General features: G+C 40.1%; 3 protein-coding genes. 2 read left to right on the plus strand and 1 reads right to left on the minus strand.

Annotated elements, in window-relative coordinates:
• Positions 1 to 31: 31 nt before the first annotated feature.
• Positions 32 to 11,047, plus strand: a complete 11,016-nt coding sequence (locus tag HME7025_RS06530; RefSeq protein WP_154401943.1) for a T9SS type B sorting domain-containing protein — start codon at positions 32 to 34, stop codon at positions 11,045 to 11,047.
• An 80-nt stretch (positions 11,048 to 11,127) separates the two neighbouring features.
• A complete protein-coding gene (locus HME7025_RS06535) occupies positions 11,128 to 12,441 on the plus strand; it encodes a D-arabinono-1,4-lactone oxidase (RefSeq protein WP_109322860.1) in 1,314 nt (437 codons plus the stop codon).
• A 1-nt stretch (position 12,442) separates the two neighbouring features.
• On the opposite strand, the gene HME7025_RS06540 is transcribed toward HME7025_RS06535, so the two are convergent.
• Entirely contained in the window at positions 12,443 to 14,548 is a 2,106-nt protein-coding gene (locus HME7025_RS06540) for a pyrroloquinoline quinone-dependent dehydrogenase (protein ID WP_109322861.1), read from the minus strand.
• Positions 14,549 to 14,583: the final 35 nt, after the last annotated feature.

Below are 14,583 nucleotides of genomic sequence, written 5' to 3' on the forward strand. Positions count from 1 at the left end.
ACAACCTGTGTTTCTTTTAAAACTATAAAGTATGCTGCAAAAGTCAGTACGGACTCTGTCCATATTGTGTTTTGTGTTAACGTCTTCTTTTTTTTCGGCTTTTGCACAATTTCCCCTTGATTTATTAAACTTAACCGCCTCATCACCCGCAAGTGTGGCTTTTTCTGTACGAAAATTAAGTACTTCTTATACAGGAAAAATCATCCAAGTTAGAAGAGCCAGTGATAATGCCATTGTCGATATTGGTTTTGATTCGAATAATGAATTAAGTGCTTCTAGTATTTGTACAGTAGTATCTGCTGGAAGTTCTGGTTTAAGTATAGGAGCAACACTTACATTTGCCAGCTTTTATGCAGGAACAGATGTTTTTGTGTCCAAATGGTATGATCAATCAGGAAACGGAAACGATTTAAGTCAAGCTTCAAGTACAAATCAACCCCAGTTAGTAAGTGCAGGTTCAATCATTTTAGAACGAAATAAACCTTTCATTCGATTTTCAGGCACTATTTCAGGTACAGATTATAGGTCATTAGCTCTTTCAAGCGCGGTATCAACCAATGCACAAGTGATAGTTGTCAATAAATTTCAATCCAGTGGAAATGGGTTTTTATTGGGAGATGCAACGAATAATAATTGGAATTCTGGATCTTCTACTAATTTATTATTCAGCTCTACCTTAGCCTCAAGTTCTATTCGAAGTGGGACTATATACCAAAATGGACTTAACATTTCAATCGCTTCAGCAGTTTGGAATACCTCTTTAGGCATAAATTCAGTGGAAGCCCAAACGGCGAATTCTGGAACAAGTTGGGATAACATTGGAAGAGATCGTTTGAATGAGCATACTACTGGTGGCGGTGGTTGGTCTGAGCTAATTTCATTTCCAGCTACCTTAAGTATGGCTGACCGAATCAAAGTGGAATTAACTGAAAACACCTATTTTGGTATTCCAATTATTGAAGTTAATTCAACGGGTTTTTCAACTTGCTCTGAAAAATTTACAGTTACGGGTAAAGGATTAAGTGCTAATATTGTTGTTACAGCACCAACAGGATATACAGTTTCTACTAGCCTTTCTGGTACGTATACTGCATCCGTAACTTTAACACAGTCAAGTGGTGTCGTTAATGAAACCACGATATATGTTAAACAAACTACAGGTGGAGCTGGAAACGTTGTTATTTCATCGACAGGGTTTATAAGTCAAAATTTAGCTATAGTTAATGCTTTACCAAACGCTCCGACGCAATCAGTCGGAACGGTCTCCAATAATCTTCAATTTTCTTATAACTCCTCAAACAGTTCAAAAGGATTAATTTTTAATCCTCTAAACTCCTATTTATATGCTCCCAAAGTAAGTGATGCTCCAGTTATTCAAATTTATTCTACCTCTGGAACTCTCATTTCAGCCTCAGGTAGTTTGCCTTTAGGAGGGCTTTCCAATAGTGCAATATCTTCTTTAAATGTGGATAATTTGGGAAATGTGTACATAATTATGCCTCAAGCTAATGGTATTGTGAAAATGGAATACAGTACTAATACCATGAGTGTATTTGCCTCTATTACCAGTCCACAAGGTTCTGCTGTAGATAGTAATAATAATTTGTATGTCACCACTACTGGAAATGTTATTTATAAAATTACTCCAAGTGGGGTAGTTTCTACGTTTTGCAGTGATTCACAAATCAATAATGCATTTGGTTTATGTTTTGATCCTGATGGAAATATGTATGTGGCGAATCGAGGTGCCGCCAATATATTAAAAATTAATCCAAGTGGAACGAGCGTTTCCGTTTATGCCACCTCTGTCAACACCAACATTACTGATTTAATTCGTGATTCAAATGGGAATTTGTTTTATGGCATCTTTGCGAGTTCAATTATTAGAAAAGTAGCAACAGACAGAACGATCACAACTTATGCTAATAGCATTAATGCTCCACAAGGAATGACCTTTGATGCACAAGGGGCAATATATGTGGCAGCCAATGCAACTACTACTAAAAGTATATATAAATTAACTCCACCAAGTCCCAATTCCATATGTGGCTCTGGTACGATGAATTTATCTATTTCTGCCACGAGTGGAATTGTTGGAGATTGGTATACAAGTTCATCAGGTGGAACAGCTGCTTTTACCGGGACCAATACCATAACTACACCATCTACAAGTATTCCACTTATCTACTATGTCGAAAGTCGAAATAGTACGTCGGGCTGCGTATCAAATACAAGAACCAAGATTGTTGCACCAGTCAATGGCCTAGAAAGTATAACTGCAGGAAGTGCATGCGAAACTACTTCGGCAACATTATCAGCCATAGGTACAACTGGTACCGTAAATTGGTTTGATGGAACTACAGGAGCAAGTGTATATTCGAGTGGTGCTTCTTTTACCACACCAGTACTTTCATCTACTACTACATTTTATGCTCAAGCCGCATTAACAGGATGTCCAGAGAGTAGTAGAACGGCAGTTGTAGCCACTGCCATTCCACGTCCTACGGTTACTTTGTCTTCCATTGCTTCGGTTTATCGATCAGCAACTAGTTTTTTAATTCCATATACTGCTTCTACTAATTCCCCAGATCAGTATACATTAACAACTGGAACAACAGCATTAAGTGGATTTACTGCTTTGACTAATTCGAGTTTAGTTTCAAGTCCTATATCGGTAGGTATACCAGTTAATTCAGCACTCAATACTTATAATTTTAATTTTTCAGTCAGGAATTCTGGTACAGGTTGTGTTTCTCCTACTTCAACATTTAATTTGGTTGTAAATGATATTCCTCCTTCAGGATTTAGTTATTCTTCTCCTGCTACTTTTTATCGAGGAGAGTCTGTTACCAGTATTAGTCCTACAGTTACGGGTTCAAATATTACTTATTCGGTAAGTCCAATATTACCTGTTGGTTTAACACTGGATGTCAATACAGGTATTATTAGTGGTACACCTTCCAGTATAGTTTCTTCAGCCACTTATGTTGTAACAGCTACCAATTCAGGAGGTTCTACATCATTTAATCTATCTTTAGAAGTTGTTCAAGGTGCAGCAATTAAATTTATTATTACTGGTACCGGTACTCAAACAGCTGGAGCATCACAAAATATAACCATTACAGCAGTGGATGTTTTGGGTCAGGCCGTTACGGCTTTTACCGGGACTAAAAATTTGACATTTTCTGGTGCTAGTAGTTCTGCATCGCCAGTTACAGCACCCAAGGTAGGAATCACAGACTTTGGCACGAGCACAAGTGTGAGTTTCACGAATGGAGTAGCCACACCTGCTTTAACTCTATATAAAGTAGAAACAGCGGTCATCGTAGCCACCCAAGGAACAATTACCACTACAGGATCTGATCGTTTGACAGTTATTGTTAGTCCTTCGGGGATGAGTAAATTTCTTGTTAGTTTAATGGGTCCACAAACTAGTGGTACAGCATTTAGTGGCACGAATAGCTTGACAGCACAAGATGCCTATGGCAACGTAGTGACAGGCTTTGATGCGAGTACAAATAATGTGACAGTAAGCAGTAGCTTGACAGGAAGTATCACAGGCTTAAGTGGCACGAATAAATTGAATAGTGCTTCAGACTTTGTGAGTGGCGTAGCGAACTTGACAAGCTTAGGCTTGAAATACACAGGAGAGTCGGGATCAGGAACGTTCACGTTTACCCCAGCTACCGGAGCACCAGTAAGCTCATCATCATTGACGATTAATTCAGGTACGGCAACGAAATTGATTATCACCGGAACAGGTACACAGACAGCGGGTACAAGTCAAACGATAACAATCACAGCGAAAGATGCGAGTGGCAACACTGCAACAGCTTATACGGGAGTTAAGTCGATTACGTTCAGTGGAGCTAGTGCATCAAGCAGTCCAGTGACCAACCCAACAGTTGGTGGCACGAATGTGGGTACAGCGACGAATGTGACATTTAGTAATGGAGTAGCGACAGCGAGCTTGAGCTTGTACCATGTAGAATCGGCGGTATTAGCAGCTACGGATGGCAGTCTATCAGCAGCAGGTTCAGACCGCTTATCGGTATCAGTAAGTGCAGGATCATTCAGCAAATTAATCGTAAGCTTGACGAGTCCACAGACGAGTGGTACAGCATTTAGCGGCACGAATAGCTTGATAGCACAAGATGCTTATGGCAACGTAGTGACAGGCTTTGATGCCTCAACCAATAACATCACGGTAAGCACGAGCTTAACAGGGTCAATCAGTGGATTATCAGGTACCAACAAGTTGAACAATGCGGGCGACTTTGTAAGTGGAGTAGCTAACATTAGCAGCTTAACATTTACCGGAACATCCGGTACAGGCACATTCACGTTCACCCCAGCGAGCGGAACAGCCGTAACGAGTGGCAGTGTGAGCATAGGAGCAGGTTCTGCTACGAAGTTCATTGTGACAGGAACAGGCACTCAGACAGCAGGTGGTAGTCAAAACATCACGATTACAGCCAAAGATGCGAGTGGAAATACAGCGACAGCTTATACGGGAGCTAAATCGATTACGTTCAGTGGAGCTAATGCATCAAGCAGCCCAGCAACTAACCCAACAGTAGCGAGTACAGACTTTGGTACCGCGACTAGTGTGAGCTTCACGAATGGAGTAGCAACAGTAAGCATGAGCTTATACAAAGTAGAGTCGGCCTTGATCGTAGCTACTGATGGTTCAGTAACAACGAGTGGTTCCGATCGCTTGAGTGTGAGTGTAAGCCCAGCGGTATTCAGCAAATTAGCCTTGAGCTTAGCAGGACCACAGATCAATGGGGTAGCCTTTACAGGAACGAACAGCTTAACAGCCTTGGATGCTTATGGCAACGTGGTGACAGGCTTTGATGCCTCAACAAATAACATTACTGTAAGCACGAGCTTAAGTGGTAGTATCAGTGGCTTAAGTGGCACGACTAAGTTGAGCAATGCAGGAGACTTTGTGAGTGGAGTAGCGAACTTGAGTAGCTTAGGCTTGAAGTACACAGGAGCGGTAGGTTCAGGAACATTCACGTTTACCCCAGCGAGCGGAACAGCCGTAACAAGTGGAAGCATTACGATTAACCCAGGTTCAGCCAACAAGTTTGTGATCACAGGAAGTGGCACGCAGACAGCAGGCACGAGTCAAACGATTACAATCACGGCGAAAGATGCGAATGGTAACACAGTAAGCTCTTATAGTGGAAGTAAAGATTTAACGTTCTCTGGAGCTAATAGTTCAGCATCACCAACAACAGCACCAAAAGTAGGAAGCACAGACTTTGGCACAGCCACAAGTGTGAGCTTCACGAATGGAGTAGCGACAGCGAGCATGAGCTTGTATAAAGTAGAGTCCGCTTCGATTAGTGTGACCGATGGTAGCTTAACATCTAGTGGAGGAGGAGAATTGTCAGTAAGCGTATCAGTAGGGACATTTGCTAAGTTTAGCTTGGCCTTGGCTGGTCCACAGACGAGTGGTACAGCATTTAGTGGCACGAATAGCTTGACAGCACAAGATGCCTATGGCAACGTAGTGACAGGCTTTGATGCGAGTACAAATAATGTGACAGTGAGCAGTAGCTTAACAGGAAGTATCACAGGCTTAAGTGGCACGAATAAATTGAATAGTGCTTCAGACTTTGTGAGTGGAGTGGCGAACTTGACAAGTTTAGGCTTGAAATACACAGGAGAGTCGGGATCAGGAACGTTCACGTTTACCCCAGCTACCGGAGCACCAGTAAGCTCATCGTCATTGACGATTAATTCAGGTACGGCAACGAAATTGATTATCACCGGAACAGGTACACAGACAGCGGGTACTAGTCAAACGATAACAATCACAGCGAAAGATGCGAGTGGCAACACCGCAACAGCTTATACGGGAGTTAAGTCGATTACATTCAGTGGAGCTAGTGCATCAAGCAGTCCAGTGACCAACCCAACAGTGGGCGGCACGAATGTGGGCACAGCGACGAATGTGACATTTAGTAATGGAGTAGCGACAGCGAGCTTGAGCTTGTACCAAGTAGAATCGGCGGTATTAGCAGCTACGGATGGCAGTCTATCAGCAGCAGGTTCAGACCGCTTATCGGTATCAGTAAGTGCAGGATCATTCAGCAAATTAATCGTAAGCTTGACGAGTCCACAGACGAGTGGTACAGCATTTAGCGGCACGAATAGCTTGATAGCACAAGATGCTTATGGCAACGTAGTGACAGGCTTTGATGCCTCAACCAATAACATCACGGTAAGCACGAGCTTAACAGGGTCAATCAGTGGATTATCAGGTACCAACAAGTTGAACAATGCGGGCGACTTTGTAAGTGGAGTAGCTAACATTAGCAGCTTAACATTTACCGGAACATCCGGTACAGGCACATTCACGTTCACTCCAGCGAGCGGAACGGCAGTAACGAGTGGCAGTGTGAGCATAGGAGCAGGATCTGCTACGAAGTTCATTGTTACTGGAACAGGCACTCAGACAGCAGGTGGTAGTCAAAACATCACGATTACAGCCAAAGATGCGAGTGGAAATACAGCGACAGCTTATACGGGAGCTAAATCGATTACGTTCAGTGGAGCTAATGCATCAAGCAGCCCTGCAACTAATCCAACAGTAGCGAGTACAGACTTTGGTACCGCGACTAGTGTGAGCTTCACGAATGGAGTAGCAACAGTAAGCATGAGCTTATACAAAGTAGAGTCGGCCTTGATCGTAGCTACTGATGGTTCAGTAACAACGAGTGGTTCAGATCGCTTGAGTGTGAGTGTTAGCCCAGCGGTATTCAGCAAATTAGCCTTGAGCTTAGCGGGACCACAGATCAACGGAGTAGCCTTTACAGGAACGAACAGCTTAACAGCCTTGGATGCTTATGGCAACGTGGTGACAGGCTTTGATGCCTCAACAAATAACATTACTGTAAGCACGAGCTTAAGTGGTAGTATCAGTGGCTTAAGTGGCACGAATAAACTAAATAGTGCATCAGACTTTGTGAGTGGAGTAGCGAACTTGAGTAGCTTAGGCTTGAAGTATACAGGAGCGGTTGGTTCAGGAACATTCACGTTTACCCCTGCAAGTGGAACAGTTGTTACGAGTTCTGCTATTAATTTTAATTCTGGTGTAGCTTCTCGTTTATCATTATCTACTATATCATCCTTTTCTGCAGGCACATCGCAAACAGTAACAGTTTCATTAGTGGATGCATCAGGTAATTTGGTTAATTCAAATGAAAATGGAAGAATAACTTTGTCTGTAAAATCGGGTTCTGGGACTATTCTTGGAACTGTTACTGCTGATTTACTTACCGGACAAAATGCTGTTACTTTTACCAATTGGTCGTATAATAAAAGTGAGTCAGGAGTGATAATTACTGCACTTGCCTCGTCTTTGAATACAAGTAATTTAAATGGGAAAGTAGGAGATTCTAATTCCTTTATAGTCTCGCCAGGGAATCCATACAAATATTATGTTACTTCTACCCAATCAATAACAAGAGCAGGGAGCCCAATTACAGTGAAAGTTATTGCAAAAGATGAATTTGGGAATATTTGTACGAATTTGTCAAGTGCTCAATTGATACAGTTTTGGGGAGCCAATAAAGCACCTAATGGGGTTGATATTCCTCAAGCAGGTTTACCTTCAATCTCGCCACTTTCACTAGTAGTTTTTAATAGTAAAGACAAATCAACTAAGAAAATATCCAATAGCATCACGACTGATTTGGATATTTCTACGAGTAAATCAAATGCTACTTCTACTCAATTTAGCTTAGTGCAGAGTGGTATGAATGCATTTGGGTCTAGTTTTTCTGTAAATTTTGTGAATGGCGAAGCTAATGTTCAATTGATTTTAGTTAATGCGGAATTAGCACTTTTACAAGCAATTAATTCTTCCGGTACACCATCTAATAATATTGCTGACAAATTTTCTTTGAATGTTACTGCCGCTGATTTTTCAACTTTCAAATATGATTTAGATCCAAAACAAGATGCAGGAAAATTGATTTCAGGATTTATGACAGCCATAGATACTTATGGAAATACAATTATTGATTTTAATGCAGCTTTGAACCCCGTTACAATCGTAGTGAAATTAATTGTTGGGGGAATTATAAAGGATCAAAAGACTGTCGTGTTAAATAGATCAACAGATTATGTTAATGGCGTCGCCAATTTTTCTGTTTTGGGTAATTTGTTCCCAAATGCTATTTCAGGCTCTATTCAAATTGCGATTACTCCAAGTGTTGGGATTTCTGTGCAAACGGCAGAAATAGTGATGGTGGCATCAGATTCAGATGGCGATAGTGTGACAGATGAACAAGAGTTAATAGATAAGACAGATGTAAACGACGGCTGTTCCTATTTGATGAGTTCATTTGTTTTATCTAAAACATCCTCAGCATGGAAAGCGATGGATTGCGATGGCGATGGATCTCCAAATGGAACTGACGTTGAACCATCGAATGCATGTTCAGGTGGAGTAGCAGGATATATTCCTCCAAGAGGAAGTGTTGGTTATGCCAAATATTTTGCAGGAGATTGCGATAGCGATGGTATTTCAAACGAAATGGAGTGTAACGGAGGCTATTTAGGAACAGGATCTTGCCAAGACTTTGATTCAGATGGTATTCCTAACTTCTTAGATCCAGATTCGGATAACGACGGTATCTTAGACATGATTGAGAAGAACATCGATAGCGATGGAGATGGTCATGCCAACTACTTGGATTTGGATTCTGATAACGACGGAATCTTGGATTCTCAAGAAAGATCATACGATACGGATGGAGATGGAGTGATGAACTTCTTGGATATCGATTCGGATAATGACGGAATATTGGATGCATGGGAAGGAACAGACAATAAGCGTGGAACAATCGATGACAATTACGATGGCCGTGTGGATAAAAATGGATCTGCACCAGATGTGAACGGAAATGGATTGGCTGACTTCTTAGAAGGTAACCCTGCACCAGTACCTGATACAGATAAGGACGGAACACCAGATTATATCGACTTAGACTCTGATGGAGACGGAATCGCAGATAAGATAGAATTGACGAATGACCCAGATAAAGATGGTAAACCAAACTACCGAGATAAAGATTCGGATGGAGATTGGTTAGGAGATAGCGATGAGCGAGATACGGACAATGATGGAGATCGTATACCAAATTATTTAGATGCAGATTCGGATGGAGACGGTATACCAGATGCATGGGAAGGAAAAGATAAGTGTAGAGAATGCGATAATTCGAATGACGACAATGATAACGGTTGGGATGATCGTGGCGAATACAAAGCAGTGATAGATACAGACAAGGATGGATCACCTGACTTCTTAGATCTAGATTCTGATAATGACTGTATTCCAGACGGAGTAGAAGGAGGGGCAGATTGGGATCAAGATAAATTGGCCAATTTCCGTGATACAGATTCAGATGGAGACGGTATCCTAGATATAGTTGAAGTAGGAGATTGCAATAAACCTTGGGATACGGATGGAGATGGCTTGAAAAACTTTGAGGATACGGATTCTGATGGTGACGGTATTCCAGATGCAATCGAGGCAGGTAAGGATTTATCGAAACCAGTTGATACGGATGGCGACGGAATTCCAGATATGTTGGATTTAGATTCGGACAATGACACCATTCCAGATAAAGTGGAAGTAGGAAGCGACGTATGGAAACCATTGGATACGGATAAGGATGGTAAGGATGACTTCCGTGATACGGATTCAGATGGCGATCGGATTCTTGATGTTCTTGAGGTTGGGAAAAGACCATTTTTACTTTTAGATACAGATTCTGATGGTATTTGGGATTATTTAGATGTAGAAAGTGATGGAGATGGAATTTTGGATTCATTGGAAGCAGGGAAATATGGAGAAAGTCCATTGGATAGTGACCAAGATGGAATTTATGATTTCCAAGATCTTGATTCTGACAATGATGGTATGTTAGATAGCATAGAAGCCGGTGCTGATAAAACTAAGCCATTAAATACAGATGATGATATTCAATTGGATGGCTTACCTAAATATGACTACCGAGATACAGACTCTGATAATGATGGTATACCAGATTTTATTGAAGCTGGCTTAACTCCATTGAAACCTCAGGATACAGACGGAGATAATATTCCTGATTACCGTGAATTGGATGCTGATAATGACGGTATTTTGGACCGAATAGAAGCAGGTAAAGATCCATTGATTCCTGTAGATACAGATAAAGATGGTAAAGCCGATTATACAGATTTTGATTCTGATAATGATACTATTTTGGATAAAATGGAAACGAGCTTAGATACAGATAAAGATGGTTTGCCAGATTATATAGATTTAGACTCTGATGGAGATTTAATCCCAGACCAAGTAGAGGTAGGTCTTGATCCAGTTAAACCACTAGATACGGATAAAGACGATGTTTTTGATTTCCGCGACTTGGATTCAGATGGAGATGGAATTCCAGATAAAATCGAGGCAGGTAAAAATCCCAATAGCCCAGCTGATACTGATGGAGATGGTTTACCAGATTACCGCGATGTAGATTCAGATAATAATGGAATCCCAGATAAGGATGAAGTTGGCCCAGATCCTTTGCATCCTTTGGATACGGATAAAAATGGTATTCCAGATTATTTAGATCCAGATGATGATGGAGATCGAATCCCAGATAAATTAGAAGAAGATTTAAACTATGGGGCACTTCCAGATTGTGATCATGATGGTATACCTAATAGTAAAGATAAAGATGTATGTGAGATCTTTATGACGCAAGGATTCTCACCTAATGGTGATGGGGTGAATGACAAGTTTGTGATTCCTGGAATTATGAGTATGCCAAGCCACCATTTAACCATCTTTAACCGTTGGGGTAATATTGTGTACGAAACCGACAATTATAAAAATGATTGGGGTGGGGAGATATCGAAGCAAGAATCATTTGTTGCTGGAGATGGACGAATAGCGGATGGAGTTTATTTCTATTTTATCGACTTCAAAGGAAGCAAGCCAAATGTTCAATCATTTATTTATGTTAATCATATGAAATAGCTCTTTGAGCCTATATTTTTTAAGATTAAAAATAGAATAATTAGAATATTTTGTAGATTGGTTTGTGTAAAAATACGAACATGAACCGTCAAGAATTTATTAAACAATCTAGCATTCTTTTTATGGCCAGTCAAATTCATATTCCTGCTACTTCAGAAACTAACTGGGCGGGAAATTTGACTTATTCAGCAAAAAAGATAGTATACCCTACAAGCATTGAAGAATTAAGAAAAGAAGTGTTAGCCGCTAAACAACCTAAAGCTTTAGGCTCTAAACATTCATTTAATACCATTGCTAATTCAACAGATACACTGATTTCTACTTCAAAATTGGATAAACTACTATCCATTGACCGTCAAAAGATGTGGGTTTGGGTTGAATCAGGAATCAAGTATGGAACGCTTGGTTTATTATTAGACAAAGAAGGTTTTGCTCTACACAATTTAGCCTCCTTACCACATATTTCGGTTGCAGGAGCATGTGCTACGGCTACTCATGGTTCAGGAGATAAAAATGGTAATTTGTCTTCGGCAGTTCGTGGCATTGAAATGATGAAGGCAGATGGAACTTTGGAAAGATGGGAGCAAGGTCATCCCGATTTTAATGGCGTCGTTGTGAACCTGGGTGCTTTGGGTATTGTAACCAAAATGGCTCTAGCAATTCAACCGAAATTTGAAGTTAGTCAGTTTGTCTTTGAAAATTTATCGATGAACCAATTGAAAGATCATTTTGATGAGATATATCAAGAAGGTTATTCAGTAAGTATGTTTACACATTGGGAGAAAAAATTAATTAATCAATTGTGGATTAAGAAACGTACAGATGCGAAAAATATCCACCCTGTAAATACGTATTTTGGCGCCACTGCAGCTAGTACTCATTTGCACCCAATCAAAATTAATTCTCCCGTTAATTGCACGGATCAAATGGGAATTTCGGGTCCTTGGTATGAGCGACTTCCGCATTTTAAAATGGGATTTACCCCTAGTAATGGGGCAGAATTACAGGCAGAGTATTTTGTTCCTAGAAAATATGCTTATCAAGCCATCATGGCCGTAGAAGCTATACATTCTATTTTTGTGCCTTATTTATTTGTGACTGAAATTAGAAGTATGGCAGCAGATGAACTTTGGTTAAGTCCTGCTTATCAACAAGATACTATTGCTATACATTTTACATGGAAGCCTGACACCAAAAATGTAATGGCTGTATTACCTAAAATTGAAGCAGCTTTAGAGCCGTATGAAGTAAAACCACATTGGGGTAAATTATTTACTTTGAGTCCCCAGAAACTACATGCTCGTTATCCAAAATTTAAGGATTTTCAGGCTTTAGCGAAGCGTTTAGATCCTCAAGGACATTGGAGAAATGAGTTTTTGAATCGAAATTTATAATTTAAGGTAAAGCAAAAGCCACATATTGATTGTTTTTAGGTGTTCCCAATTTTGAGCCTCCACAAGCAATCACAATATATTGTTTTCCATTAACCATGTAAGTGGAAGGTGTAGCAAATCCTGCAGCAGGTAAAAGGGTTTCCCAAACCAGTTTACCTGTTTTTGATTCAAAAGCTCTGAATTTCCCATCTTTGGTAGCTGCAATAAATAGTAAACCATTGGAAGTTATCAAGGGCCCTCCATAGTTTTCAATTCCAGTATTTTTAATTCCTTGTTTGGCTAATTCAATATCTTCTCCTAAAGGGATTTTCCACAAGTATTCACCTGTGTTTAAATCAATGGCATTTAATGTACCCCAAGGAGGACTAATACCTGGTTTCCCCTTTGAATCGAGAAATTTATTATACCCAGCCATTCGGTATGGGATTTTACTTTTAGTACTTGAATTTTGACTAACTACTTCCTGTTTATCTTCATTTCCCAAAAATGAAATAATGGCATCAATTTCAGTATTTTTTAATTGAGTAAATCCTGGCATCATGCCTTTACCTTGTTGTATTAATTGTTTGACAAATGCTTTATCCCGCCGCTGAAAAATATTGATCAATGATGGATAACCACTTAGGCTATTTCCTTTCAATTCTGGTCCATGACAACTTTGACAATAATTTTGATAAAGCCTTTTGGCACTACTTATTTTTAATTTTTCTTTTTCTGCTTGATTTTCCATTTTTTGAACCCAAGCCATTTCATTACTATTGATGTATATAATCCCATTTTCAGGATCTGCCGCTGCTCCACCCCATTCTCCACCGCCATCAAAGCCAGGAAATATGAGTGTCCCGACTTCACTAGGTGGGGCATAAAAGTCTTTTTTGAATTTCTTAAGCTGTTGAATTAATTCATCTTTGTTTTCAGCGTATGGACTAACATCCAGATGACTAATTTCATATGACTGTCGAGCATATGGAGCTGGTTTGCTGGGAAAGGGTTGGGTGCCCCAAGGCTTTTCTTCTGGTAGGCCATGTGTGGAAACTTTCCTTTCTGTGATAGGAAATAAAGGTTTCCCCGTACTTCTATTGAATAAGAATACAAAACCTTGTTTTGAGATTTGAGCTACAGCATCGATGTATTTTCCTTGATGCTTTACTCGAATTAAATTGGGAGGTGCAGGTAAATCCCGATCCCATAAATCATGGTGAGTAGTTTGAAAATGCCAGATTCGTTTTCCTGTTTTAGCATCCAGGGCTATCAAACAATTTGCAAATAGGTTAGTACCAGGTCTATTTCCACCCCAGAAATCATATCCCGCGGAACCCGTAGGAACAAAAAGGATTCCTTTTTGCTCATCGATAGCCATACCCGCCCAATTATTGGCGGCACCTACGTATGTATTTTTATATGCATCCTTAGGGAATGTTGTATAGCCATATTCTCCAGGGTAAGGGATTGTATGAAATGTCCATACAAGTTTTCCTGTTTTGACATCAAATGCCCGAATATCACCTGGTGCAGCATCTTCTCCTTCAGAAAGTCGGAGCGGCATAATAATCAAGTCCTGATAAATGGTGCCTGGGGTATTAGATACAAGAAATTTGTCTTTAGCTATATCGGGTAAACCCGTGTGTAAATCAATTTTACCTTGTTGACCAAAAGAAGGAATTGGCTTTCCAGTCTTAGCATTCAATGCCCATAAATTGGGTCCAGCAGTATACAGGATTCGTGACTCTTCTCCATTTGACCAATAACTGACTCCACGACTCGTACTTGCCCAATTTTTCAATGGATCTCCAAATCGCCAAATTTCTTTTCCTGTAGCAGCATCTAGAGCAAAAGCTTGAACAGATGCATTCACACTATATAATATACCTTTAATAATGATGGGATTTGCTTGAATTTGTCCTGAATCACCATTTGAATAGGTCCAAGCCATTTTTAATTGCTTGACATTGTCCAAATTAATTTGGGTCAATCGAGAATAATGATTTCTGTCAGATCCACCTAGATAGGATGGCCAGTCTTCGTTAGACTGAGGAATGAAAAAGGATGAGCCAATAAGTAGCATGACTACAGAGAAGACAGCAAGAGGAGCAGTTTTACTTTTCATAGGCTTAATTTAATAATAAATAGCACTTTCATTAG

It is taken from the genome of Aquirufa nivalisilvae (assembly GCF_003143535.1).
GTDB classification, from domain to species: Bacteria; Bacteroidota; Bacteroidia; order Cytophagales; family Spirosomataceae; genus Aquirufa; species Aquirufa nivalisilvae.

Coding starts and splice junctions, on each gene's coding strand:
- HME7025_RS06540 (WP_109322861.1), bottom strand. CDS start 14,548: ATGAAAAGTAAAACTGCTCCTCTTGCTGTCTTCTCTGTAGTCATGCTA.
- HME7025_RS06530 (WP_154401943.1), top strand. CDS start 32: ATGCTGCAAAAGTCAGTACGGACTCTGTCCATATTGTGTTTTGTGTTA.
- HME7025_RS06535 (WP_109322860.1), top strand. CDS start 11,128: ATGAACCGTCAAGAATTTATTAAACAATCTAGCATTCTTTTTATGGCC.